Consider the following 26,564-nt stretch of genomic DNA (forward strand, 5'->3'; position numbering starts at 1 on the left):
CTCTCCCACTTTGGCCTCAGGTTCGGATCGCTGCATCGACCCGTGCAATGTAGGTATCGAAGCGCGCCACCAAGTCCACCTGCTCCGGAAACCGCAACCACTGGATCTGCAAGCCATCCATCATGGCCAGGATCTCCTCCACCAGCCCGGCGATGTCCACATCACCGCGCACCTCCCCCGCCGCCACCAGGTCGGCAAACTGCCCTTGCATGCGTTGGTGAATCGCTGCGTAGCGCGCCTGGAACCACGCCCAGGCCGGTTGGGTGTCCAGCAGGCTTTCGGCATTCAGGATGGTAAACGCGCGCACCACGCCAGGCGCGGTGGCATTCGAGCGGTTGATCGCCCGCAGGCTGCCGAGCAAGCCATTGAGGGATTTCTGCGCACGCACTTCATCGGCAATGCGCTGGTTGACCTCATCACGCCGCTGCAACACGCCCATCAACAGCGAGATCTTGCTGGGAAAATGATGCAGCAACCCCGCCACGGAAATCCCCACGATGCCCGCCACTTGGGCCATCGAGGCGCCGCTGTAGCCTTCCAGGGAAAACACTTGCAAGGCGGCGTCCAGCAGCTCTTCGCGGCGTTTTTCACCCTTGGGCGCACGGCGGGTCTTGGGGGCGGGTTCGGTCATGGGCAGGTCCTGGTGAGTAGTGAAAACGCTCAGGCGCTTTCCCGTTCGATCAAGTGGCAGTCCAACAGGTTCAAACGCTGTACGGCATCCGGCAACACGCCCAGGCTTTGCAGCACACGGGTCGCCGCCAGTACGCCGATCTCCAGGGCCGGCGGCTTGATCGTGCTCAGGCTCGGCAACAGCATCTCGGCAAACGGATAGTCACCGAACCCCAGCACCGCGCACTTTAACCCGCAACGCTGCCCAGCCAGCAGGCCGCCGGCGGCCAGGTTGTCATTGGCGAAGAAAATCGCGTCCGGCGGTGTGGCGCGAGTCATCAGTGCTTGCATCGCTTGCTTGCCCGCATCGAACGGCGCGCGACCAGCGTGCGGGACGAACACCTGGGGCTGCACACCCAGCTCGATCAGGGTCGCGGCAAAGCCTTCGCCACGCTCCTGTGCGCTGAAGTCGCCCGCCACGCTGTTCTGCACGAAGGCCATGCGTCGATGGCCCTTGTCATGCAGGTAACGCGCGGCCGTGACACCCACGGCGTAGTGGGAAAAGCCGATCTGCACCGGTGCGCGTTCGGGCACGTAGTCCCAGGTTTCCACCACCGGAATGTCCGCGTCGGCAATCATCTTTTCAGTGGCCGCGCTGTGGAAGCGGCTGGTCAGTACCAGTGCCGCCGGCGACCAGCCGAGAAAAGCCCGCACCGCGCTTTCTTCCTGTTCGGCGCTGAAGTAACTCGACGCCAACAACAACTGGTAGCCATAGCGACTGAGGGTGTCGCTGAAGCCCTGGATGGTGTTGGCAAAGATCGGCCCGGAGATGTTCGGGATCACCATCGCCACAATCCGCCCGCGTGCCGACGCCAACCCGCCAGCCACCAGATTGGGCACATACCCCAGCGCGGCGACCACCTGGGCAATGCGTTCACGGCGTTCAGGCGACACCTGCTCCGGCTGGTTGAAGTAACGCGACACGGTGATCGCCGACACCCCGGCCTGGCGCGCCACGGCGTTCAGGGTGACGCGCCCGGCGCCACGGCGTTTGCGCGGTTTTTCTTCGCTCACGGGATGATCCTGTTAACAACCAAAAAGAATATAGGACTAATTTTTAAGTATTTGACGCTCTAAAGCAGAGCTAACAATAATGCCGATGTTAGCGCTAACAAAGCGCGCTGTCTGCTACTCGCTCAAGCGAATGCCCACGACAGTTTCACAGGCGCTGACGGTCGCAGAACCGCAGTGGACCAGGGCATTTTTTCGAGCGGGCACAGCATGCACAAACACTCTCACTTATTGTTTCTTGCCGGTCTGACCGCGCTTCCCGTGGCCGGTGCCATTGCCGCCGACGAGCCGCAAGCCACCCTCAAAGCGGTGACCGTCACCGCCACCCGCCGCGAAGAATCCCTGCAGAAAGTCCCGGTGGCGGTCTCAGTACTGGACGGCGAGCAACTGGAACGCGACAACCGCAACGGCGTGGCGAGCATCGCGCAGCAGGTGCCGTCGCTGAACTTTCGCACGGGCGCATCGAACAAGGACACGTCATTGTTTGTACGTGGCGTCGGCACCATTTCCACGTCCCCCGGCGTGGAGCCGACCGTGGCCACGGTGATCGACGGCGTGGTCTATGCGCGCCCTGGCCAGGCCACCCTCGACCTGCTCGACCTGGAACGCATCGAAGTGCTGCGCGGCCCCCAAGGCACGCTGTTCGGCAAGAACGCCTCGGCCGGGGTGCTGAATATCACCAGCAAGGCGCCCACCGCCGAGCCCCACGGCTACATCGACCAGTCCTACTACAGCGGCAATGAAAGCCGCACCCGCTTCGGCATCGGCGCCAGCCTGGTACCCGACCTGCTCAAGGGCTCGCTCAGCACACTGTTCGGCAGCTACGACGGCAACGTCGACAACCAGCACAACGGCCAGGAGGTCAACGGCTACAACCACAAGGGCATTCGCGGCAAATTGGAGTTCACCCCCAATGACGACGTGACGCTGACCCTGATCGCCGACTACATGCAGTCCCACGACGACGCGCCGAATGGTGTCGTCAGCAAGTCGTTGACCCCGGCCTTCAGCAACGCCTTGAACCCGGTGCGCGCGTCCAGGGACAACCGCGACATCAACACCGACACCCGCAGCCATGTGGAAGACACCAACAAAGGTCTGTCGGCCCAGCTGGATTGGAACCTCGGCGACTACACCCTCACCTCGATCACCGCCTGGCGCGGCTGGGACAACACCCAGTACCAGGACGGCGACCGCCTCGGCACGGTGACTGCGGCATTCCCCGGCACCGCCGACAAAGGCGAGCTGGCCTTCGACCAATACTCCCAGGAACTGCGCCTGGCCTCGCCCAAGGGTGAATTCCTCGAATACGTGGGCGGCCTGTTCTACATGCACGGCAAGGACCAAGAAACCTACCAGCGCACGCTCACTACCACCACGCGCACCGAGCGTGGCATCGCCGACTACAGCACCACCAGCGACAGCTACGCGGTGTTCGGCGAGACCACGCTGAACTTCACCTCGCGCTTTCGCGGCATCGCCGGCCTGCGCTACACCCACGACGATCTGAAATACGATCACCGCCGCGTCTCCACGTCGGCCACCACCGTCAGCGGGATTCAGCCGGCCACGTCCAGCTCGGGTTCGGTGGACGAAGACGGCTGGTCCGGCCGCCTCGGCGTGCAGTACGACATCAGCGATAACGTCACCAGCTACCTGACCTACTCCCGTGGCTACAAAGGCCCGGCCTACAACGTGTTCTTCAACATGCAGCCGCGCGACACCGACGCGCTCAAGCCGGAGACCTCCAACACCTGGGAAGCCGGGATCAAGGCCACCGCCTGGAACAACCGCCTGACCACCAACCTGGCCGTGTTCCACAGCGACTACGACAACTACCAGGCCAACTTTTTCGACACGGTCGCCGGCCAGGTCGTGACCCGTTTGATCAACGCCGGCAGCGTCAGCACCGAAGGCGTCGAGCTCGATTACGCGTTGCAGGCCACCCAGCAACTCAAGCTCTCCGGCGCCCTGGCCTACACCCGAGCGCGCATCGACGAATTCGCCTGCCCAGCGGGTGCGGCGGCCACGTGCAACGTGAATGGCAAGCCGCTGCCGTTCAGCCCGGACTGGAAAAGCTACGTACGCGCCGACTACACCATCGCACTGGACAACGGCCTGGATATCGAACTGGGCACCGACTACAGCTGGCAAAGCGAAGTGCAGTACGACATCAGCCAGAACCTCGACACCAAACAAGGCGCCTACGGCATCTGGAACGCCAGCGTGGCGCTGGCCGACTACAGCAACGGCTGGCGCGTGGCGCTGCTGGCGAAGAACCTCGCCGACAAGTCCTACTCGCCGCTGCTGGCCAGCGGCGGCAACTACATCTACCGCGCCGTGCCCCGTGACGATGAACGTTACTTCGGCGTGCAAATGCGCAAGGATTTCTGACATGAGCCGTCAACTCAAACTCGGCGCCTTTCTGATGGCCACCGGGCACCATGTGGCCGCATGGCGCCACCCGGACGTACCGGCCGATGCCGGGCTGGATTTTGCCCAGTACAAACACCTGGCGCGGGTGGCCGAAGCGGCCAGGTTCGATGCGCTGTTCGTGGCCGACAGCATTGCGGCGGCCACGGGTGAGATCGCCAGCCACACGGCGCGTTCGGACCATTTCGAGCCGCTGACCCTGCTCTCGGCGTTGAGTGCGGTGACCGAGCATATCGGCCTGATCGCCACAGCCACGACCACCTACAACGAGCCCTACCATGTGGCGCGCAAGTTCGCCTCGCTGGACCACCTGTCCGGTGGGCGTGCGGGATGGAACCTGGTGACCTCGGACGCCGCCGCCGAGGCGCAGAATTTCGGCCGCGCTGAACATCTGGGCCATGCCGAACGCTACAGCCGCGCCCGCGAGTTTCATCAAGTGGTGACGGGCCTGTGGGACAGCTGGGAAGACGACGCCTTTGTGCGTGACAAAGCCAGCGGCACCTATTACGACCCGGCGAAGCGGCATGTGCTCGACCATGTGGGTGAACACTTCCGGGTCAAAGGCCCGCTGAACGTGGCGCGCTCGCCCCAGGGCCAGCCGGTGATCGTGCAGGCGGGTTCTTCGGAAGCTGGCCGCGACTTGGCGGCGCAAACCGCCGAAGTGGTGTTTACCGCGCAGACGTCGCTGGCCAATGCCCAGGCGTTTTATGCCGACCTCAAGGGGCGCCTGGGTCACTATGGACGTGAGCCGGACTCGCTGAAAATCATGCCCGGTGTGTTTGTGGTGGTCGGGCACACCGAGGCCGAGGCCCAGGCAAAATTCGCGGCGTTCCAAGACCTTGTAGAGCCCGAAGTCGGCGTCGCCTTGCTGGGGCGCATGCTGGGTAATTTCGACCTGTCCGGCTACCCGCTGGACGGGCCGCTGCCGCAGCTGCCATTGACCGACAGCGGGCAACGCAGCCGCCAGCAATTGCTGAGTGACTTGGCCCACCGCGAACAGCTGAACCTGGCGCAGTTGGGCCGGCGCATTGCCGGTGGGCGCGGGCATTACAGCCTGATCGGCACACCCAAGCAGATTGCCGATGAGCTGCAAAACTGGTTCGAAAACGGCGCGGCGGATGGCTTCAACATCCTGGTGCCGCACCTGCCGGGCGGGCTGGAGGACTTTGCCCAATGGGTGGTGCCTGAGTTGCAACAGCGGGGACTGTTTCGCACCGAATACAGCGGCACGACCTTGCGCGAAAACCTCGGTCTGGCTCGCCCGGAACATCGCTTCAAGGAGGCTCAAGCATGAAGATTCCTGCCCTGTTGCTGGCCCTACTGGTGACGCAAACCGCATGGGCGGCCGAGCCCGACACGCTGCGCATCGGCTATCAGAAAGGCTCTATCGCGTTGGTGCTCGCCAAGGAACATGGCCTGCTGGAAAAACGCTTCGCGCAGACGGACGTGAAGTGGATCGAGTTCCCCGCCGGCCCGCAGATGCTTGAAGCGCTGAACGTCGGCGCACTGGATGTGGGTTCAACCGGCGATATCCCACCGCTGTTCGCCCAGGCCGCTGGCGCCGACCTGGTGTACATCGGCGCCGAGCCGCCCAAGCCCAGCGCCGAAACCATCCTGGTGCGCAATGCCAGCCCACTGCACTCGGTGGCGGATTTGAAAGGCAAGAAGGTCGCCTTCCAGAAGGGCTCCAGCTCCCACAACCTGATCCTGCGCGCACTCAACAACGCCGGCCTGAGCTACAAGGACATCCAGCCGGTGTACCTGCCACCCGCCGATGCACGCGCTGCGTTCGAACAAGGCAGCGTGGATGCCTGGGCGATCTGGGAGCCCTACTCGTCCCTCGCCTTGAGCCAAAGCCCGAGCCATGTGCTGGCCAATGGTGAAGGGCTGGGGTTGTCGGGGCCGGTGTACACTGCACGGCGCGAATATGCGCGGGACAATCCTGGGTTTGTGCATGATCTGCTGGCTGAACTGACCAACGCCGAAGCACTGACCCGCAGCCAGCGCGAAGACAGCCTCAAGGTGCTGACCAACTTCATGGGCCTGCCCGCCGAGGTGGTTGCGCGCTATATGGATAATCGCCCGCCTTCGCCGATTTTGCCGATTGATGAGGGCATCATTCAGGCGCAGCAGGCGACGGCGGATTTGTTTTTCCAGAACCGGTTGCTGCCCAAGGCGATTGAGGTGAAGCAGGCCGTGTGGAAATCCGAAGTCCACTGAAATCCAAATGTGAGAGGGGGCTTGCTCCCGATGGCGGTGTGTCAGTCACTTGATGTTTTGACTGTTGCACTGCAATCGGGAGCAAGCCCCCTCCCAAATTTTTACCGCGTCAGGCGTGAGTGCGGGTGCTTTTTTCCACGACGCACATCGGCGTACCGGAAACCGGCTCATTGATGATCTGCACCTGCACCTCAAACACCTCCCGCATCAACTGCGCACTGATCACTTCCCCCGGCGCGCCATCGGCCACCAGCCTGCCGCCATGCATCACCGCCAAATGCTCGGCATACCGGCAAGCCTGGTTGATGTCGTGGAGTACGGTGATCACGGTCTTGCCTTCGGCGGCCAGTTCGCACATCAGGTCCATGAGTTCGACCTGATGGCTGATGTCCAGGTAGGTCGTCGGTTCATCCAGCAACACCACCGGCGCGTTCTGCGCCAGCACCATCGCCAGCCACGCGCGTTGGCGCTGGCCGCCGGACAAATCCGCCAGGGCGCGGTCGGCCAGGTTGTCCAGTTCCAGGCGCTGCATGGCCTGGGTCACGTGGGATTGATCGTTGCCGCTCAGGCGCCCCCATAGCGAGTTGTGCGGGCTGCGGCCATAGGCGACCAACTGACGCACGCTGACGCCTTCGGGCACCGGCAATACTTGGGGCAGGAACGCAATGTGCCGGGCCAATTGGCGGGCGGACAAGGCGCTGTACGCCTGACCGTCAAGCGTCAGCTCACCCTGCGTAGGCTTGAGAATACGCGCAAAAGCCTTGAGCAAGGTGGACTTGCCGCAGCCGTTCGGGCCGATCAGCGCGGTGACTTTGCCCGCCGGTGGCGCAAACGAAAGGCCCTGCACGATGGGCGTGCCGCCGTAGCCGATATCGAGCTGGTTGGCTTGGAGAATACTCATGTCATCAACCCTTGAACCGTGCCAGCAACCAAAGAAAATACGGCGCGCCAATCACCGCTGTGAGTACCCCGGCGGGGATTTCGCTGGGCGCGATCAACGTGCGCCCGAGGGTATCGGCCAGCACCAGCAACAGCGCGCCGATCAGCATCGCCGCCGGCAGCAGGTACTGGTGATGCCCGCCCACCAGCCGTCGCGCCATATGCGGCGCCACCAGGCCGATGAACCCAATCGGCCCGATCACGCCCACGCCCAGGCTGGTGAGCAGCACCGCGCAGGCCATCGCCAGCCAGCGTGTGCGGCTCAGGGCGGTGCCGAGGCTGTGGGCCGCTTCATCGCCGAGGGCGATCAGGTTCAGCGGTTTGGCCAGGCACAGCCCCAGCGCAATCAGCAGCAGGAACGGCAGCACCAGCGCCACATGGTGCCAGTTGCGGCTCCACAAACTGCCGGTGAGGGCGAGCAGCGCGGTGTTGATATCCAGCGGGTGGGACAGGATCAGAAACTCGGTGACGCTGGACAGGGTCACCGCAATCGCCACCCCGGACAGCGCAAAACGCACCCCGGAAAAACTCACACCGGTGTTGTACAACGCCAGCAGCAAGGCGCCGCCGGCACCGCCCAGGCAGGCCACCAGCGGCAGCCAGGCAATCGGCAGGTGCGGCCAACTGATGATCGCCACGGTCAGCGCCAGCCCGGCGCCTTGGGTCACGCCGAGGATTTCCGGCGAGGCCAGCGGGTTGCGGATCACCCCCTGCACAATCGCCCCGGCCAGGCCGAAGGCGGCACCGGCGAGAATCGCGATCAGGCTGCGTGGCAGGCGGTGGTTCCACACTTCGAAGTCGAGGGCATCGTGGGCCAACAGGCGATCCAGGACGGTCGCGGGTTTGAGCCACAACGTGCCAGCGCTGAGGCTGACGAAGGCCGCCAGCAGCAACAAGCCGAGCAGCAGCCACAGGCGAATACGGGGGCGGATCATAGGGCACGCCTGGCAAGAAACAGAAAGAACGGTGCGCCGATCAATGCCGTGACCACGCCCGCCGGGGTTTCCACCGGGAAGGCCACGGCGCGGCTGAGCAGGTCCGCACCGAGCACGATCAGCGCGCCCAATGCCGCGCTCAGCGGGATCAACCAGCGGTAGTCGTTACCGAGAAACTGACGCAGGATATTCGGCGCAATCAACCCGACAAAACCAATCGGCCCCACCGCGCAGACACTGGCGCCCACCAGCAACAGGCTGGCGACAAACACCTGCAAGCGCAGGCTGGCAATGCCCACGCCCAACGAGCGGGCGGCGTCTTCGCCGAGGTTGATCAGGTTCAGGCGTGGCGCGCACCACAGCGCCCACAGGGCGCCGATCAAGGTGCACGGCCACAGCAGTTGCACCTGGGCGGCCCCCACATTGGCGAGGGAGCCGGCCAGCCAGTTCAATACACTTTGCGCCTGGGCTTCCACCAGGATCACCGTGAGCCGGGTCAAGGCCGCGCACAACGCCGCGACCGCCACCCCGGCCAACACCAGGCGACCCTGGGCCGTGGTCGACGACCAGGCGCCGCCGAGGCTGAACACCGTGACCCAGGCCAACGCGCCGCCCAGGCAGGTCATCAGCAACGCGCCACCGGCAAACGGCGGCGCCACCAAGCCCGTCGAAAACAATGCCAGCCCCAACGCCGCGCCCGCGGTTACGCCGAACAATGACGGCGACGCCAAGCGGTTACGCGTAATGCCTTGCATCAGCGCCCCGGCCAAGCCCAGGCAAGCACCTACCAGCGCCGCGCACACCGCGCGAGGCACGCGCAATTGGGCGACGATATAGGCCATGTTGCCGCCCACACGGCCCTGGTGCACCAAGCCGTTCCACGCGTCCGTCGCACTGATCGTGAACGGCGACCAACTGTACAGCGACAGCCAGAACAGCACAGTGCCCAGCAGCACAATGCCCGCCGCCGCGAGGCTGCGTCCCATGCTTATTGGCTCAGTACGGCGTTGCCGCCCTTGAGAATCGCCAGGGCGTCTTCGGCGATCTGCTCCGAGGCCAACACGCCGCGGTTACGCGCCCAACTGTCGCCATCCACTTCGGCTACCTGTTTGTTACGCACGGCGCCGAGCACTTGCCACAGCGGCTGCTTGCTCCAGGCATCGACGATGCTCGGGCGACGGTAATGGCCCACCAGCAACCAACCGGGGTCCAGCGCGAGCAGTTGCTCCAGGCTGACGAATTCGGTGGGGGCGGCATTGGCGCGTACCGACGGCACTTTCAGGCCGATGGCTTGCAGCACGCTGCCCGCGTAGGAGTCCGGCCCGTGTACGGAAAAGCTGTCTTCGCGGGCGACACCGAACAGCACGCTGGCACCGGCGGGAATCTGTTGGGCAATCTTCTTCAGGTTCTCGCGGTTCTGGGCGATGCGTGCCTGCATCTGCGGGCTCTTGCCCAGGGCCTTGCCGATCAGTTCGGCGGACTTGAGACTGCCCTCATAATCCTCGCCGCGTGACGGCAACAACAGGGTCGGCGCAATGCTTGCCAGGTCGCTGTACAGCGCCTGATGACGATTAAGGTCGGCAACGATCAGGTCCGGCTTGAGCCGGGCGATTTCCTCGATGCTCGGCTGCGAGCGCAGGCCCACCGATTTCCATTGGCCGATGGCCTGGCGCACACGGGGCAGCACACGGTTGGCATCGCCATCATCGGCGGCGCCGACGGGCGTGACATCAACGGCGGCGAGGCTGTCGAGAAACGAGAACTCCAGTACCACCACGCGCTGGGGCGCATCGGGCAGGTGCACCGCGTGTTGGCCGTCGTTGAGGTCGATGGGGGCAGCGTTCAGCACGCTTGAAGAGAACGCCAGGATGCAGGTGGCAAGGATTGGGATGGAGCGCAGGATTCGCATGACAAGGACCTCGGCGTTAAAACACCCCAGCTAGACAGGCTGGGGAAAACGGCGGGTACTATTCCATATCAGGGCGGCGTGATCAAAAAACATTCAAGGGCGCACACTGTACCTGTGGCGAGGGAGCAAGCTCTCTCGCCACAGGTGGTTGTTTGCCTTTATCGGCGTCTAGAAGTCGACCGTGGCCGACAGCAGGTAAGTGCGCGGTGTGGACAAGGTCAGGCCCGGCTCGCTGTCATCCGATGCGCCCGCCGAACTCCAGTAGCGCTTGTCGGCGACGTTCTCCACATTCGCCCGCAGAGTGATGTGCTTGTCATCCACCTTGAAGGCATAGCGCGCCCCCACGTCGACCCGGTTCCAGGCGTCGATTTCCTTGACGTTGGACTGGTCCAGGTACTGGGAGCTGGAGTGGACGCCACGACTGGTCAGGGTCAGGCCTTCCAGGGTCGGCACGTCCCATTCGGCGCCGAGGTTGACGTTGTACTTGGGCGTGGCCGGCGCACGGTTGCCGTCCCAGGCGCCGTTGGTGGTGTCCTTGAGCTTGCTGTCGATGTACATCACACCGCCAAGCAGGCGCACACCCTTGAGCGGTTCGCCGAACACGCTCAACTCGGCACCGGTGTTCTCGCGCTTGCCGTTAGGCCCGAACAACCGCGTGGTCGCGTTGGTCTCGTAGGCCGGTTGCTTGATGCGAAACACCGCCGCCGTCACGGCGAATGCGCCGGCATCGTACTTGGCGCCCACTTCCACCTGGCGGCTGACAAACGGTGGGAAGATCGCGTCTTCGTTGCGCGAGGTCGACGGTGCGATCTTGCCTTGGCTCAGGCCTTCCATGTAGTTGGCGTACAACGACAGCTTATCGGTGGCCTTGAACAGCAGGCCGCCGGACGGCGAGACCTTCTCTTCGTCGTAGTTGGTCTTGCCTTTGACGCCATCACTCCAGTCGTCCACGATCACACGCTGCCAGCGCGCGCCGAGGGTCAGCAGCAGGCGGTCATCGAGAAAGCCCAGGGTGTCGGACAGGGCCACGCCGCTGGATTTATTCTCGGTGTAGACCTTCGCATCCTGGCGCGTGGCCACAGACGGCGTCGGGGTTTGCACGGGGTTGTACAGGTTGCTCGACGCGTTTGCATACCGCGCACCGCCGTTGGTGAAGTCCATATAGAAGTAGCTGGCGGCCAGGTTGACCTCATGGCTCACCGACCCGGTGTGGAACCAGTTGCGCACGCCGGCCGTGGCGGTGCGCACGTTTTCATCGCGGGTGAAATCCCGCGGCGATACGACGAACGCGCCGGCTGCGTTGCTCACCGACACCGCATGGCGCAGGAACTCGTGATTGCTTTTACGCGCGCCTACACCGCCGTAGAGCATCACTGAGTCACCGAGGTCGTATTCGGCATTGACCGTGCCGAAGGTGTCCTTGGTGCGGGCCTTGCTCCAGGACTGCGCATAGTTGCGGCGCACATCGTTGGCGCTCGGCACCGGCGCGGCGGCGGCCACCTGCACACGCTCTTGCGGTGCATCGGTGTCACGCTCGGTGCGGCCGACGTCGGTGGACAGGCGCAGGCGCTCGCCGCGGAAATCCAGGCCCAGCACGGCCATCTCGCGGTCGACACTCTGGTGATCCCATTCGGTATCGCCGGATTGCTTCACGCCGTTGAAGCGCAGGCCGAACTTGTTGTCCTCGCCAAAACGCCGGCCCACGTCCACCGCGCCGCCGGCCTGGCTATCCGACGCCCAACTGCCGGTAAACGAGGTGATGTCCTTGTCGGTGGCGCGCTTGGGCACCACGTTGATCCCGCCGCCCACACTGCCGCGTGGCGAGATGCCGTTGATCAACTGGGTCGGGCCTTTGAAGATGTCGACGCGGTCGGCCATTTCCATATCGATGGTGTAGGTCGGCAACACGCCGTAGAGGCCGTTGTACGACACGTCACTGTTGAACAGGCTGAAGCCGCGAATGGTGAACTGCTCATAACGCCCACCGGCCGGGTTGGTGGCGCGTACCGACGGGTCGCTGTTGATCAGGTCGCCGAGGGTGCGCGCCTGTTGGTTCTTCACCGCGTCGGCGGTGTAGGTGGTCATGCTGAATGGCGTTTCCATGAAGTCCCGCGTGCCCAACATGCCTTGAGAGCCACGGCGCGCCACCTGGCCACCGGCATAGGTGTCGCCGTCGTACAGGCCGGTGGTGCCGAGGATGGAGGTCGGCGCCAGCTCCAGCGCGCTGCCTTCCGGCGCCGGCACCAGCATGTAGGCCTGCGTACCCATCGGTTGCAATTGCAGGCCGGAGCCTTGCAGCAAACGCGCAAAGCCCTCCTCCACGCCGTACTCGCCGGACAAACCGCTGCTGCTGCGCCCACTGACCAGCGCCGGGTCCACCGACAGGTTGACGCCCGACAACCCGGCAAATCGGGTCAACGCCGCGCTCAGGCTGCCGGCTGGCACCTGATAGCTGCGGCGGGCAGCGGCGTCTTCGGCAAAGCTGGTAGGGACGAACAACGGGCTGGCGCTGAGGCTCAGCATCAGGCTCAGCTTGAGCAGCGGGCGCAAGCGCAAAGGTAGGACTGCGGGCATTGGAAGAAGCTCTCGATTTTGTTCACTTGCCTGGAATGACAGGCGAGAAGAAAAAAAGGGACAGGCTTCAGCCATTATTTTTCAACGCTGTGCTCAACAGTCGCCGGATAGTACAGGGTGCGTGGCGCATATAGAGGGTGAATCGAAAACCTACGGGCTGGCCTACGTGCATCCGTGGTGGGTCGACGAGCAAGTGCTGAACACGGCGAGCTCCTCGGCGCGCTTAATCAAGTAGCACCGTTTATCTGATCGATGGAATTCAAGCGCTCACTCAAGGTCCGGTGATACACACCACTCCTTCAGTGAACGGTTGGGCTTGATGAAACAGATGTCCTTCGTCCATGCCGAGCAGGCTGGCAAACACAAGCATGCATTGTTGTTCGCACCGCAAGCGGGCGCCCTGCGTTCACACCCTCGCCCCCTGGTGCTGCACGATTTTGCTGACTGTCGCAAGAGCCACGCAGGCGCAGTGTTCATCATTGCCTCCGGCGCTTCGGCGAAGTCATTTCCTCTTGAACGATTTGCGCACGTGCCCATGATCACGATGAACGGCGCTATCTCCATGTTTATGAACAGCACCGTCAAACCGTGTTTCTACGCCTGCACAGACCGAAGCTTTTCCGATCAACAACCCGATCTGTTCCACTACGCGCTGGCCAATAGCCAAAGAGTCGCGCTTTGGGAGGACCACGCACGCGCCTCGCAGAGTCTTGCCACCGGCGAGCTTTACCCGCTATCCAAGGCCACAAGACCCTCCTGGCTCGACAGGATGCTGGGGCGGCACAGCGCATTGGTCGCCAATCACGCTCTGCTGCCTCTTCGTAAAAGGCCGATTGGGTTCAGTAAAGACATGAGCGAAGGTTTTTTCGATGCTCGCACCGTGGCTTATCTGGCGCTACAGCTGGCATTCCACATGGGCTTTTCCCAAGTGTTTCTTGTCGGCGTTGACCTGCACGAAAACGCCGGGAGGTTTTACGAAAACGATAAATCCGCCAAGTCGCCCTGCGGGCTCGATCAGCACTATCACACGCGCATATTGCCTTCGCTCGAACTGATGGCCGAAAAAGTGATAGGGGATGACTTCCGGGTGTACAACTTGTCCGACACGTCGCGCATTCCCACGAGTATCATTGCGCGGGTGACGCTTGCACAGGTCGACGCAATGCTCCAGCAGCAGACAAACGCCTCACCCACCTTGCCCGCGAGCTGATCGGCAGTGGCGGCGGGCGGGGGTTCTTGCTCCTGGTGCGCCACTCCCTGATAGGGTGGCGCCCTCTGATCACAACGGACGCAACGAAGAATGGACTCATGGAAGACTCTGGCAATCGCACTCTTGTTGTCGATTAGCACACCAGCCCTGTCAGGCGACAACGTCAACCCTATCGCTGCTGGGATATTTATCACCATTTCCTTGCCGACTATCATCGTTGGCGGAATCACATCGCTCACGACCGAGCCACCAAAGATTTTCAAATCGGCGAAGACCGACGCCTTGGCGTTCATTGGTTCAGGCGGCGATATTCGCGGTGCGGAATTTGAGCAAGCGTCCCGGTACTATCGTTCGACCTACACATCGCCTCACATGTCTGACATGCAACTGGCGCAGGCGATAGCGACCTCGTTCTGATGCCGACTCAAGGCTGTTCACTCCTCTCGTCCCAGCATATTCTATGCGTCCCACGCAGGCCGCAATGGAAGCAACGAAGAATGGACTCATGGAAGACCCTGGTAGCCGCCCTCATAGTGTCGATCAACGCTCATGCCTCTGAGGAGTCCGATGACTCCTATAATAACTCGATGCTATCTGTACTAATGGCTCCAACCTACACCGTTGCGGGAACGACTGGGCTGACCATGCTCGCGTCGAACAATTTCAAACCCGCGAAGGCTGACGCCCTTGCGTTCATTGGCTCAAACGGCGAGATTCGCGGCGCCCAATTTGAACAAGCCATTCGCTTTTATCGCACCACATACACGCCGCCGCTGATGAATGACCAGCAACTGGCCCAGGCCATAGCTGCATCGTACTGACTTGAGACTATTCACGATCTTTTCACAGTCGAGCGCCTATGGTTGCCCCAGCTCCTAGTGAAACCCTTTAAGCCCGCCCTCCCCATCGCGGGCTTTTCTTTGCCTGCGGTTTGTGCGCAATTGCTGCGTTCCGCCATCTGAGCAATGCTGGAGTCAATAGCAACAACTTACGTAGACGCCCACTGCAATCGACGCCTAACGTGGTTGGACCTGGAATCACGATCCCCCGCAAAACTCCCTACAGGCTTTCGCCAAGAAAGTCCCTGCCCCGGCGTCCTGCCGACGAACACCAAAACCACAACCCCAGACACAACAGACGTTCGCTTGTAGAATCCGCCGCAAACTGACCGGGCCAGCGCTACGGGTGTTTGAAATTGAATGGATACTTCAAGGAATTTCGCAATGATTGCAATACGTTCTCTACTAGCCGCCTTCGTCGTCGCCACCCTGACTGGGTGCCCAGCTGACGACAAAGCCACGGTCGGAGCGCCGATGCCGCTTAACCCTGAACGAGCGGACGTATTCGCTTACTACAAGCTTGGATGGCTTCCAGATGGCTACCCTGGACGAATTACGGAAAAGGGGGTTGTCGAGCACCCTATCTACGGGCCGTATGTCATCAACGACTACATCCAGTCCTATCGCACCACCAAGGACCCGAGGTACATCGAGGCTGCAAAGAAGGTGGCAGATGCAGGAATTGCCAGGATGGCCAACTTTAAAGGCGCCCTCGTCTTCTACTACGACCCAGAAGGCGGTCTCTCTTCCCTTCCGGGCAAGTTCTATAGCGCGCTCACCCAGGCGCGCTGGCTTGACTCCCTGTCCAGCCTGCATGCAGTAAGTGGAGATCAGAAGTATGTCGATGTAAATAAGCGGATCGCCAAAAGCTTTTCAATTCCGACAGCCGAAGGTGGTGTGCTTGAGAAGGTGCCACATGGTCTGACCATTGAAGAGTATCCGCATGAAGTTCCGTTGCTGACACTGAATGGCTGGCTGACCGCGCTCAACATCCTGATCGCCTATGCAAACTCCGAAGACGACCAAGTAGCCAAAAAACTGGCCGCAGAGAACGTGAAAGCACTCGCCGCCATGCTTCCACTGTTTGATGTCCCTGAACTTTATAACAGCCGCTATCAACTGACCAACATCGTCAAGATTCGTCTATCCGGCGAGAAAGTCACCAATGCAATAATCGAAATACCAGGCAATGGCGAGCATGGCTTGGGTGATGTGGAAAAGACCGGAAAGATGTGGACGAACTATCTAACCGATCGTGGAAACTCGCAGCTGATGAATGCGGTACTTAGCTACTCTTCAGCTCCAGCACCCAACAAGATCAAGCTGGAGACCGTCAAGGATGGTGTGGTGAAGGTGGAAATATCCGAATCCATTTACAACCCTACATCAACCTCTTTGCCAGCCAAGAGCTGGGTTGAAGTGGGCACCATTCAAACAAAAGGAAACAAAGGCTCCATAGATATTCCATGGAACAAGGCGTACTTGGTTGCTTACCCAACTGCCTTCACGAAAAAAAATGGCGAGAAGAAACAGAACGTTTATCACCTTATTCACGTAAAACAATTGCAGCTGTTGTACAAAAACACGGGCAACGAAATATTCAATGAGTACGCCACGAAGTGGGAAGGCTACTTCGATCACTGGAAGGATGTGCCTGAGTATCAAGACCCTGCAATATCACTTGAGCGGTACAACAAGTAATAAAGGGCGGGCTCCGCGCCCGCCCATCCCGTTAAATCTTCTCGACCCTGGCCCGAAGCGTGCCTAATGGCGCTTAAAAAAGGCTTTCCAAATGCAAAGTTTCCTCGGCCGTCGAAACCAGAATCTGAGTGACACCATTGCGGTGCCAACAATTCCGCGAAATACCGCGTTCCTAAGGCAGACACCCTGCGCCAAACATCCTGCAAGGCGGTGCCAAATCCGACGCCTCCTTACAAAATCACCGGGTAGTTTTGCGCGGGTTTTGCGCAGGCACAAAAAAGCCGATCTATCTGATCGGCTTAAGAGTCTGATTTTACTCAGGAATAATGGTCGGGACGGAGTGATTCGAACACTCGACCCCTAGCACCCCATCTCCTTTTTCATACTTCTTGAAAGATTCCAAAATTTTACTCTGGAATTTTATAAGCTAGTATTTACTTGAGCTCCAGCGGTGTTCTGCTCTACGAGAGTCCAGTAACGTCCATTAAGAGCCGACGTTTTTGTGGGGGTAAAAGTAGGGGGAGCCCATTTCATGGCCAAAATCACCGTCAAAGAACTCGAGTCGCTGACTCCCAACGATGCCGGCCGAATCCGCCGGGAGGATGGCAATCTCGCCGGTCGAATTTCCCTGAGTAAGGACGGCGTGTCGGTCAGCTTTTTCTATCGGTATCGCTGGGGCGAGCAGAACAAAGAGTACGCCTGCGGGTCTTGGCCGCGCAAATTCCTCACGAGAAAAACCAAGAGAATTGAACTCTCAAGCTCTGCTGCAGCAATGATGCTATCTGATATGTTGTTATAGCGCTCATATAGTGAGTAATGATCCTCAGATAAATAAAAATTACCGACTATGCCTTCATTCCCTAAAAGCCTCAATGACAAAAGCTACCATTAAAGTAGCTTCTGCCAGTGACAACCTATTTTTTTGAGGTCTTGCTAGGTTTCAAGTCGGGATTATTTCCCTGCGTGTCTTTATTGTCACGACGACGCTTATCAACTTCGCCGGTTGATTTAGCAATTGGCTTTGGGCCTGGTTTAAGTGCCATAAGATCTCTCCCTGATGTTAATATTAATTTGTTGTTGCAGAATCATCTTATTGATACTGACCAATACTTTCAATAGACATGAGATGCTTGATTTAGCTATGTGAAAAATTGAATTAGCTTTGGCAGTATCTACTGATTATCTACCAGCAGGCCAAGTTGTTGATTTACATCCATTTGTGCGACGTTGCAGGTAGTACAGCACGTCCAGAGTCATTAGTGCATTGCTTGGTGCGCGGTGGGAGCCGACCTCCAGCACCCCGCATTCGATAGCGGTCTCGATAAGCTTGATCCAGCTCCATTGCCAGCCCTTTCACCCATTCACCGCTCCATATACAGCAGCATTGCGCAGGCGGTTGTCAGCTCCGGGGGTTGTTAGTCCGTAGCGATGGCGGGCAGGCGCCGATCAAAGGAGGCGCTATAAGCAACGACAGTTCGCCCCGAGACGATAGCCACGTATTGCTCGGCTACGTGCGATGGCCACCATGTCGTCGGTGATACCTTGAATTCATGTGAAATCGTTCACGATCTGGAGAAGACCAGACCGAGGCCTCCGGCAAAGGGATCAGCAGATCCTACCTGATGTTCACGGAAAGTTAGAGTACTTGAGAGGGTAATAGTGGTGTTAGGGAAAATGGAGTCAGGTATGTACTCGTCCACTGCGAAATTTCGCTGTCAAGCCGCTAGCAACCCGAGATTGAATGACTGCTTCTGGCTGATAGCTGCCCACAATTAATCGCAGCTATCAGCAACGGAGGGGGATGATCTGCGCGCGTCATGCTGAGAAAGCTACTTCTGATGATTGTAGCTATTCGTGCGCGAGCAAAATTTTCCGATCAATAGCGTTCCTCAGCCCATGGTTCTCGTAGGGCAATTATCGGATACTGCCATTGCGCCAGCACCCATCTTTCAAGGTTGAAACGACTCATGGCAAGGAAGAAGGCAAAAAATTCTACAAGTAACGGCATCCTGATCATTTTCGCTCTGGCCTTCGGCGCAGTCGCATCGATCCCGAAAAATGCTTGGATCGCCATTGGTGTTATTGCTTGCATTGCCGCGGTTTTTTGGCTGCTGGTTCGTCGCTCAAGGCGACAGGCCGAGAAATTTTCAGTGGCCGTTTCGGAGACGGAACGTCTGCGAGAGCATCAACGGTCAGGCCTCACTTTCTCTATGCGTGAGGTTTCAGGGAGCCATATGGGCACAGAGGAAACCTCTGATTTTTACACTGTCCAACTCGGCTCAGCATCTTCAAAGTCCTTCAAAATTCCAAATGCGAGCACGCAAAAACCTGATGTTCTCTGGGTGCCAGCAGGTGAATCTGTCACCGTTTCCGGTTTTTCAATTCCCGGTGGCATGTTCTATATGGGCAGCGTGCTAGGTGGCCGGCACGATGCCGAAGAACCCTCACTGATAAACCCCAAGCTCCGTATCGCAAAGACACACGTCGATCTAGAAGAACGGCTGATGTCCTATTGGCCCAGTTTTCACTCCATCACGTCAGAGGCTCGCCGTGGATACCTTCAATGGCTGGAGGGTGGTCGTCGTTACCCACTGGCAGACACCGGCTACGTCTTTTTGTATTTCTATGGTCTAGAGCGTCGAGTACTCGTTGACGCAGTGAGTGACCCGGGCGTCAAGGCTGAGCTTCCTTTGATCGTCGAAGAAGTCCAGCGACTATTGAGTATCTATGGGGAAAATAGGTCGTTCAGGGGATATGCGGAAGGTTTTCTGGATTACCTGAGCAACACCAAGATCGATCCAGACCTTTACCTTGGCCCACCTCCCAACGTTGTCGCTTATAGCTACGAGATGCCACTGCCACTGCGCGTAGGTCTGGGGCAATTCGCCTCCAACAAGCGCCCCCTTGATGCCGATTGGGCATTAGCCTGGGCGCTAGCTGACCCCAACATCAGCAAACGCACGCCCGTGACCCGCTGTAAGGATGTCTTTTCGAGACTGTTCAAGCTTAAGTACACAAGCGCCCATCCTAAGGGTCTTAGCCTGGCGCAGAACAAGACCAAGCTTAAAACCAGCTATCGGCCGGCCTCCGCGGTCTTAATGGCGCCCACGCTTAGCTTGGGTGACCTTCCTGATGTCCTGGCCACGTCAGGCACACGAAAAAGCCTGCAGTTGCTGGTTGAGCTATGCACTACCGAGCTTGAACCCTACAGCCGATATTTGGGCCGCAACCCTGATAGCGCAGAAGCTCTCGAAGGTCTTCTGCAGCTTCCCGTCGCTCTCTGGCCGACGGCAGCCCGTACAGAATTGGACGAGCTTCAACTCAGAATTGGCGACGACCTGATTGTCATGAGCTTTGGCGAACTCGCAGGCCGGTTCAAGAGCGCCGGCGCCCTGTCCCGCGACAAAGTACTTGCACTTGCCCGCGCACTGGAATCGCTTCACATCGGTATTGAACCCGACGTACTGGCTGGCAGTAAGACACCGAAGGCAGAGGATCAAATCGCGCTGTTCGTGACTCAACCAGAAGACGGGTCACTGCGAGCTTCTGCAGCTTACAATGCTGCTTCGGTGACGCTCGACCTTGCTAGTGCTGTGGCTTCTGCCGATGGTGATACCTCCACTGAGGAGGTTACGCTGCTTGCTCAACACATCGACTCCTGGAATCACCTGAGTGTCGCCCATCGCAAACGCCTTAAAGCACACCTGCGAATCCAGATTCAGCAACCACCAACGCTGGCCAGCCTGAAGAAAAAACTCGACCCACTAACGGTCGAAGCCAAACGCACGATTGCCAGCTTCCTGGCCCATCTGGCGCAAGCTGATGGCATCGTCAGCCCATTGGAAGTGAAACTTCTTGAGCGCGTTTACAAGGCCCTGCAGCTAGACAGTCAGTTGCTGTACAGCGATCTCCACGGTGCTGCATCTGGAGCAAGTATTGCCTCCGTAAAACCAAAAGCCGGCATTCCTCGTTCCGAGCCTGGTACCCCGATCACCGCCACTGCGAATCAAGGGTTCGTGCTTGATCACGAGCGCATTGCAGAACTGCAACGAGAAACCGCAGAGGTCTCCGCCCTCCTTGCCAAAGTCTTCACTGATGACCAGGTTGACGAATCGGAACAGTTGGTCGATGTGGCAGAATCAGTACAAGAATCGAGTGCAGACATTGATGGTCTCGATTTAGAACACTCTGCATTCCTTCGGTTGCTGATCTCACGCACTGAGTGGAGCCGCTCCGAACTTGAAGCTGCCGCCAGCGACATGGAACTGATGCTCGATGGTGCCCTGGAACAAATTAACGACATGGCTTTTGAACGTTTCGACATGCCCGTCACTGAGGGTGATGACCCTGTCGAGATCAATACAGACATTCTGGAAGAGTTATCCCTATGAGCACTATCAGAGCCAAGGATCGCGATGCGGTCATCCAGTCGCTACGCGCAGGCGTCGTTCCTCGCGTGGGCCAACACCTGATTCAGGTTGGCCGGGTAGGTGAACTAGATGCACTGATCAAGGACGTCAATCGCCTGGTTGAAAGTGGATCGGCATTTCGAGTCGTCATTGGCGAGTACGGTGCGGGCAAGACGTTCTTTCTGAACCTGGTACGAGCCATTGCCATGGAGCGCAAGCTTGTCACCATGCATGCCGACTTGAACCCAGATCGCAGATTACATGCCACGGGTGGACAAGCACGTTCGCTTTACTCCGAGTTGGCTAAAAACATGTCGACGCGTACGAAGCCCGACGGTGGGGCTATGCAAGGCATTGTTGAGAAATTCATCTCCCAGGCCAAAACCGAAGCCAAGGCGGCGGGTACGGACAGCGAGACTGTTATTCGTGCTCACTTGGCCGAGCTGACCGAGATGGTCAACGGGTATGACTTTGCGGAGGTGATTGCCGCCTATTGCCGAGGTTTCGAAGAAGGCAACGAGCAGCTCAAGGCCGACGCCATCCGTTGGTTGCGTGGAGAGTTCACCACTAAGACTGATGCCCGAGCAGCCTTGGGCGTACGAACCATCATTGATGATGCCTCCGTCTACGATCAGCTCAAGCTCCTGTCGAGATTCGTCAGACTTGCAGGTTTTGGCGGTCTGATGATCTGCCTCGACGAACTGGTCAACCTCTACAAACTGGCCAATACCCAAGCTCGTAATGCCAATTACGAACAGATCCTCCGTATCCTCAACGACTCTCTGCAGGGATCGTCCGAAGGGCTTGGTTTCGTTTTAGGTGGCACGCCTGAGTTTTTGATGGACACTCGTCGGGGGCTATTCAGCTACCCTGCCCTGCAATCTCGATTGGCCGAGAACTCGTTTGCGAAATCAGGATTGGTGGATCTGTCGGGGCCGGTCATTCGCCTGACCAGCCTGACCCCGGAAGACTTCTACGTACTGCTTCAGAAACTTCGTCACGTATACGCTGGCGGAGATGCTGAAAAGTACTTACTGCCTGACGAGGCGCTCCCACTGTTTATGGCGCATTGTAATCAGCGCTTGGGGGAATCCTACTTCCGTACGCCGCGCACCACGATCACAGCGTTCATCAACCTGCTAGCCATCTTGGAGCAAAACCCGGGCGCCGATTGGCGGACGCTGCTTGGAGCTGTCGAGGTCGCCAGGGACTCAGGCGGCGAAGACGATACCAAAGTCGATGCGGACGATGAACTTGCCACCTTCACACTCTGAGTCATCGGGTTTCGATCAACTTGAGTCCCGAATCCAGCGATGGGTTTGGGCGGAAGGCTGGACTTCCTTGCGCGACGCCCAGGAATGGGCGGTACCTGTTCTGGTGGATGCCGATCAGGATGTCATCATCGCCGCAGCGACAGCGGCAGGCAAAACCGAGGCTGCTTTTCTTCCCATACTCACCAATTTGCTGAATCGTGATGATCCACCCGGTTCGGTGCTGTATATCAGCCCGCTCAAGGCCCTGATCAACGACCAGTGGGACAGGTTAAGCCGCCTTTGTGAGCATCTTGAGATTCCCGTAGTGGCTTGGCACGGGGACATTTCCTCAAGCAAAAAACATCGCTTTTTGAAGTCCCCTGAGGGGGTGCTACTGATCACTCCTGAATCCCTTGAAGCCCTGTTCGTCAACCGCGGTTCAAGTCTTGGCGGGGTGTTCCAGCACCTGCGTTATATCGTCGTGGATGAGCTGCATGCGTTCATCGGTAGCGAACGAGGCAAGCAACTTCAGTCGCTAATGCATCGGGTAGAACTTGTTGCCGGCCACCGTCTCCCTAGAGTCGGGCTCTCAGCCACCCTCGGCGATATGAAGATGGCGTCGGAGTTTTTGCGTCCGGGAAATGCCGATGGCGTTACCGTCATTGAATCAAAAAGCTCCAACCAGACTCTCCAGGTGCAAGTTCGTGGTTACATTCAGCCACCCATGAGCGAGCTCAAGAAGAAGCCCGCAAAGCTCTCTGACCAGGCGGAAAATGAAGACGAGACAGAGAACGAGGCAAGCCCAGACTTCGCGATCGCTGATCATCTTTACAAGGTGTTACGCGGCAGTAACAACCTGATTTTCCCAAACAGCCGGTCTCAGGTTGAATGGTACGCAGATCAACTGCGACGGCGCTGCGAGAAAGACGGCGCGCCTAACGAATTCTGGCCTCATCACGGTAGCCTTTCGAAGGACTTACGTGAGCAAGCAGAACATGCTCTCAAGGCAGGGACTCATGCAGCATCCGCGATTTGCACCACGACGCTTGAGCTCGGCATAGACATCGGCAGCATCAAAACAGTCGTGCAGATTGGTGCCCCACCATCGGTGGCGAGTCTGCGACAACGTCTAGGGCGATCGGGAAGGCGCCCAGGAGAAAAAGCAACGCTGCGCGTTTACTGCAAGGAGTCGCCACTCAAAGATGGATCGAGCCTCTCGGATCAACTGCGCCAAGGCTTGGTTCAAACCATTGCCATGGTTCGACTGCTGGCCGAGGGGTGGTTTGAACCTCCCAGGGCTCAAGGCATTCACGCGTCCACCCTCGTTCAACAATGTCTTTCAGTGATTGCCCAGTGCGGCGGTGCATCTGCTGCAGATCTCTGGAAAAGTTTGATTGCTGAGGGAGCATTTCCAAAAGTTGAGAAACCAGACTTTGTGAAGTTGCTCAAGGCGCTCGGCGAGCACGAGCTCATTGTTCAGGACAGCTCAGGGTTGCTTCTTCCTGGGACGGTTGGAGAGCGATTGATCAACCACTATGAGTTCTACAGCGCATTCACCAGCGACGAAGAATTTCGCCTTATATGCGATGGTAAGGCACTGGGATCTGTGCCGGTAAGCCGTCCACTGACCAAGGATCAGCGCATTATTTTCGGAGGCCGGAGGTGGCAGGTTCGTGATGTTGATCTCCAGGCCAAAGTCATCATCGTTTCAGCAGCACGCGGTGGTGCCCCTCCTCAGTTCGATGGTCTGGGTGCGATGGTGCATGACAACGTACGCCAAGAAATGCGAGCCGTCTTGGCAGACACAATCCCCTGCCCCTTTATTGATCAAGGGGCTCAAGAGCTTCTCGACGAGGCTCGAAAGACATTTGTTTCGCTGGGCCTTGGTAAGCGCTACATAGTTGAGTCGGGCGGTAAGTGTTATCTGATGAGCTGGCTAGGTGATCATGCCAACGATGCACTGCGGTTGTTACTCAATCATATCGGCCTTTCTTGTGATAACACAGGCCTTACCATTGAGGTTGACGCCGACATCGGTCGAACCCAAATGGCACTGAAGGAAGTCGGAAGCCTGGATGCTGCTGATTTGGACTCGATACTTTCGGAGGTGGAAAACATGCTGCGCGAAAAGTGGGATTGGGCACTGCCGCAATCCTTGCTGATGAAGTCGTTTGCTTCCATATCGCTCGATATCTCGACCGCAATTCTTTTTGCACAGAGCCATTCTCTGGAAAAATAAGCGGAAGAAACTGCGCCGCATTGATCCGATGCTAGACGCAGAAAACACTGCGATGCTTCCCCGCTGGGCTGATGATGAGTGATCACCGCCGGCTCCGCTTTGCTTAATCTGGGCCTATTTACCGGCCGGCACGGAATGATTTGTTTTTAATCGAGTATCGTGGCCCACCGGCTAACACTTAAACATCGAAATCTCCGAGAAGCTGACCTTCGATTAAAACCAGGTCGATATTTAACAGTTCTCAGTCGACCAGCTCCGTGCCATCATTTTGCAATCTACCCCAGCGATAAAAGGACGTACCGATGGCACAACAATATTTCATTCCGGCCCTGATCGGACTCTTCAGCTTGCTGTTTCTGGGGATCGGTTTCTGGATCAATAGCCGTATCGCGGCAGGCAAGCTGGCTCAACAATTCTCCGAAATACAATCCAGTCATCAAGCTGAACACCAGCAATTGCTGAACGATGTTGCGCTTTCTCGGCAACGTGAGCAGCAAATGCTCCATGAGCAATCGGAACATCAAAATGAGCTGAAACTGGCCAGTGAAGCATTGGCGAACCATCGAGAGATCGAGAAGCAGCTCAGCATTCAGCTCAGCGAGTTCAAGACTTCGCTGGAGGCCGAGAAGCAACGCACGCTCGATAAAGTGCAGCAACTTGCAGAGGCCGCCGCCCTCACTGAAAAACACAGCGTGGAAACGAACCAACTCCGGCTACAGCTCGGCGAATTAAAACAAGAGCTTGGGCAAGGCCAGGAGCAGACTCGGCAGTTGGATGAGTTGAAGCAGGCGCTGAAGCAGCAGCAAGCGCGTTTTGAAGCAGCTCAACTACAACTGCAAAAACAAGGTGAGCATCTAGGTCAAAGCGCGGAACAAGCGCATCAGCTCCTGGAGGTAAAAACCGCCAATAAGGACCTCCAAAGTCGTCTCGACAATACCCAGGAAGAATTCAAAAAGCAGCGCGAACAATTGGGGCAGGCAGCAGAACAAAAGGACCAATTGGACACGCTGCGCAACACATTGGCCCAACGAGACAAAGAACTAGGCGATACGCGAGATGAACTCAGCCTTGCGAAGCAGAGTCTTGCCGAAATAAATATGCGCCACCAGCGCGACCAGCACTCAGCTACAGAGAAACTGCAGCTGTTGGAAGATAACAAGGTTCAACTCAAGCAGGAGTTTCAGAACCTTGCAAATCAGATTTTCGACAGCAAACAGCAGAGCTTCTCTGAGCAAAGCCGCCAAGGGCTGGACACTCTGCTAAAACCGTTCAAGGACCAGCTCGAATCATTCCGTCAGCGAGTGGATCAGGTTCACTCCGATACCGTGCAAGGCCAAAGCTCGATGAAAAGCGAGCTGGTCAAGCTGATGGAATTGAACGTCCAGATCACAACCGAGGCATCAAATCTTACCAAAGCGCTTAAAGGTGACAAAAAACTTCAAGGCACCTGGGGCGAGCAAAAGGTAGAGATGCTGCTCGAGCAGGCAGGGCTGCGTAAAGGGTTCGAGTACCACCGCGAGGCGAACTTCAAGGACGACGATGCAGGAAACAATCGACCAGACTTCGTTGTCAATTTACCCGAAGGTAAACACATCATCATTGACAGCAAGATGTCGCTTGTGGCCTACACGGAGTACGTTTCCGCCGAAACCGACGAAGATCGCACCAAAGCCCTGTCCGCACACGTTCTGGCGTTGAAGAACCACATCAACGGATTGTCCGATAAGAAATACACCGACCTTAACGGCATCAACTCTCCTGACTTTGTGTTTTTATTCATGCCGGTTGAGCCCGCGTATTTGGTCGCGGCTGAGCACAGTCCGGGGGTATTCCAGGCTGCATATGAAAAACGTATTGCGATAATTACCGCCACCACACTGCTGCCAGTTCTGAGGGTCGTATCGAATCTGTGGAGCATCCAACGTCAAAACAGCAGCACGCTGCAACTCGCAACAATGGCGAGCAAGGTCTACGACAAGTTGCGAATCTTCGTGGATAAAATGGACAAGCTCGGTAATCAGATCGCTACGGTGCAGAAAAGCTACTCAGACAGCGTCAATACGCTGAAAGGGGATCACGGAAGCCTGACCAAGACCGTGGACAAGTTCGTCGCTTTGGGCGTCACGGTCTCCAAGCGTCTACCAGCATCAGCTGTGGGAGACGATGAAGAGATGGAAAGCGAGTTGGCAACACTTCCGGTGGAAAGTGCGGCCAACACCTAAC

General features: G+C 58.3%; 19 protein-coding genes and 1 pseudogene. 12 read left to right on the plus strand and 8 right to left on the minus strand.

Going from position 1 to position 26,564, the window contains the following annotated elements:
• Positions 1–16: 16 nt before the first annotated feature.
• Both PspS35_RS18955 and PspS35_RS18960 read right to left on the minus strand, forming a co-directional pair.
• Positions 17–631, minus strand: a complete 615-nt coding sequence (locus PspS35_RS18955) for a TetR/AcrR family transcriptional regulator (protein WP_159936317.1) — start codon at positions 629–631, stop codon at positions 17–19.
• Between the two features lie 29 nt (positions 632–660).
• The gene (locus PspS35_RS18960; RefSeq protein WP_159936318.1) at positions 661–1,683 is read right to left on the minus strand and encodes a LacI family DNA-binding transcriptional regulator; all 1,023 of its coding nucleotides are present in this window, start codon (positions 1,681–1,683) and stop codon (positions 661–663) included.
• Positions 1,684–1,890: 207 nt separating this feature from the next.
• Here PspS35_RS18960 and PspS35_RS18965 point away from each other — a divergent pair, with 207 nt between their 5' ends.
• Genes PspS35_RS18965 through PspS35_RS18975 form a run of 3 tightly spaced genes read left to right on the plus strand, consistent with a single transcriptional unit; the run spans position 1,891 to position 6,333 of the window.
• On the plus strand, positions 1,891–4,074 hold the full coding sequence (locus tag PspS35_RS18965) for a TonB-dependent receptor (RefSeq protein WP_159936319.1): 2,184 nt from the start codon (positions 1,891–1,893) through the stop codon (positions 4,072–4,074).
• Positions 4,067–5,407: an LLM class flavin-dependent oxidoreductase gene (locus PspS35_RS18970; protein ID WP_159938078.1), complete on the plus strand. Its 1,341-nt coding sequence runs from the start codon at positions 4,067–4,069 to the stop codon at positions 5,405–5,407. The genes PspS35_RS18965 and PspS35_RS18970 overlap by 8 nt, the downstream gene beginning before the upstream one ends.
• Positions 5,404–6,333 carry a sulfonate ABC transporter substrate-binding protein gene (locus PspS35_RS18975; RefSeq protein WP_159936320.1) on the plus strand — a complete coding sequence of 310 codons (930 nt, stop codon included), beginning with the start codon at positions 5,404–5,406 and terminating at the stop codon, positions 6,331–6,333. Before PspS35_RS18970 ends, PspS35_RS18975 begins: the two co-directional genes overlap by 4 nt.
• A 109-nt stretch (positions 6,334–6,442) precedes the next feature.
• Here PspS35_RS18975 and fecE read toward each other — a convergent pair whose 3' ends face one another.
• The 5 genes from fecE to PspS35_RS19000 all read right to left on the minus strand — a co-directional run bounded on the left by fecE (position 6,443) and on the right by PspS35_RS19000 (position 12,690).
• Positions 6,443–7,234, minus strand: coding sequence for a Fe(3+) dicitrate ABC transporter ATP-binding protein FecE (fecE, locus tag PspS35_RS18980; RefSeq protein ID WP_159936321.1), 792 nt, complete (start codon positions 7,232–7,234; stop codon positions 6,443–6,445).
• Positions 7,235–7,238: 4 nt separating this feature from the next.
• On the minus strand, positions 7,239–8,207 hold the full coding sequence (locus PspS35_RS18985; protein ID WP_159936322.1) for an iron chelate uptake ABC transporter family permease subunit: 969 nt from the start codon (positions 8,205–8,207) through the stop codon (positions 7,239–7,241).
• Positions 8,204–9,193 carry an iron-dicitrate ABC transporter permease FecC gene (fecC, locus tag PspS35_RS18990; RefSeq protein ID WP_159936323.1) on the minus strand — a complete coding sequence of 330 codons (990 nt, stop codon included), beginning with the start codon at positions 9,191–9,193 and terminating at the stop codon, positions 8,204–8,206. Before fecC ends, PspS35_RS18985 begins: the two co-directional genes overlap by 4 nt.
• A 2-nt stretch (positions 9,194–9,195) precedes the next feature.
• Positions 9,196–10,110, minus strand: coding sequence for a Fe(3+) dicitrate ABC transporter substrate-binding protein FecB (locus PspS35_RS18995; protein WP_174244878.1), 915 nt, complete (start codon positions 10,108–10,110; stop codon positions 9,196–9,198).
• 174 nt (positions 10,111–10,284) lie between these two features.
• On the minus strand, positions 10,285–12,690 hold the full coding sequence (locus tag PspS35_RS19000) for a TonB-dependent receptor (RefSeq protein WP_159936325.1): 2,406 nt from the start codon (positions 12,688–12,690) through the stop codon (positions 10,285–10,287).
• 319 nt (positions 12,691–13,009) lie between these two features.
• On the opposite strand from PspS35_RS19000, the gene PspS35_RS19005 reads away from it, so the two are divergent.
• The 5 genes and pseudogenes from PspS35_RS19005 to PspS35_RS19025 form a co-directional block, all read left to right on the plus strand.
• Positions 13,010–13,900 (plus strand): lipopolysaccharide biosynthesis protein, encoded by an 891-nt coding sequence (locus PspS35_RS19005; protein ID WP_238785889.1) that lies wholly within the window; start codon positions 13,010–13,012, stop codon positions 13,898–13,900.
• 90 nt (positions 13,901–13,990) lie between these two features.
• Positions 13,991–14,317 (plus strand): DUF2388 domain-containing protein, encoded by a 327-nt coding sequence (locus tag PspS35_RS19010; protein ID WP_159936326.1) that lies wholly within the window; start codon positions 13,991–13,993, stop codon positions 14,315–14,317.
• 80 nt (positions 14,318–14,397) lie between these two features.
• Positions 14,398–14,721: a DUF2388 domain-containing protein gene (locus PspS35_RS19015; RefSeq protein WP_159936327.1), complete on the plus strand. Its 324-nt coding sequence runs from the start codon at positions 14,398–14,400 to the stop codon at positions 14,719–14,721.
• A gap of 402 nt (positions 14,722–15,123) precedes the next feature.
• Complete coding sequence (locus PspS35_RS19020; protein WP_159936328.1) at positions 15,124–16,440, plus strand: D-glucuronyl C5-epimerase family protein; 1,317 nt, start codon at positions 15,124–15,126, stop codon at positions 16,438–16,440.
• Positions 16,441–16,972: 532 nt separating this feature from the next.
• Positions 16,973–17,170: pseudogene (locus tag PspS35_RS19025) on the plus strand (site-specific integrase); the annotation flags it as partial.
• Positions 17,171–17,354: 184 nt separating this feature from the next.
• On the opposite strand, the gene PspS35_RS30550 reads toward PspS35_RS19025, so the two are convergent.
• Positions 17,355–17,483, minus strand: coding sequence for a hypothetical protein (locus PspS35_RS30550; RefSeq protein ID WP_275113824.1), 129 nt, complete (start codon positions 17,481–17,483; stop codon positions 17,355–17,357).
• A 924-nt stretch (positions 17,484–18,407) separates the two neighbouring features.
• Here PspS35_RS30550 and PspS35_RS19030 point away from each other — a divergent pair.
• From PspS35_RS19030 to rmuC, 4 genes are all read left to right on the plus strand, one after another.
• Complete coding sequence (locus PspS35_RS19030; RefSeq protein WP_159936329.1) at positions 18,408–20,831, plus strand: TerB N-terminal domain-containing protein; 2,424 nt, start codon at positions 18,408–18,410, stop codon at positions 20,829–20,831.
• The gene (locus PspS35_RS19035) at positions 20,828–22,123 is read left to right on the plus strand and encodes an ATP-binding protein (protein ID WP_159936330.1); all 1,296 of its coding nucleotides are present in this window, start codon (positions 20,828–20,830) and stop codon (positions 22,121–22,123) included. The genes PspS35_RS19030 and PspS35_RS19035 overlap by 4 nt, the downstream gene beginning before the upstream one ends.
• Positions 22,098–24,341, plus strand: a complete 2,244-nt coding sequence (locus tag PspS35_RS19040; protein ID WP_159936331.1) for a DEAD/DEAH box helicase — start codon at positions 22,098–22,100, stop codon at positions 24,339–24,341. The genes PspS35_RS19035 and PspS35_RS19040 overlap by 26 nt, the downstream gene beginning before the upstream one ends.
• 302 nt (positions 24,342–24,643) lie before the next feature.
• A complete protein-coding gene (rmuC, locus tag PspS35_RS19045; protein ID WP_159936332.1) occupies positions 24,644–26,563 on the plus strand; it encodes a DNA recombination protein RmuC in 1,920 nt (639 codons plus the stop codon).
• Position 26,564: the final 1 nt, after the last annotated feature.

The organism is Pseudomonas sp. S35 (assembly GCF_009866765.1).
Lineage (GTDB): Bacteria > Pseudomonadota > Gammaproteobacteria > Pseudomonadales > Pseudomonadaceae > Aquipseudomonas.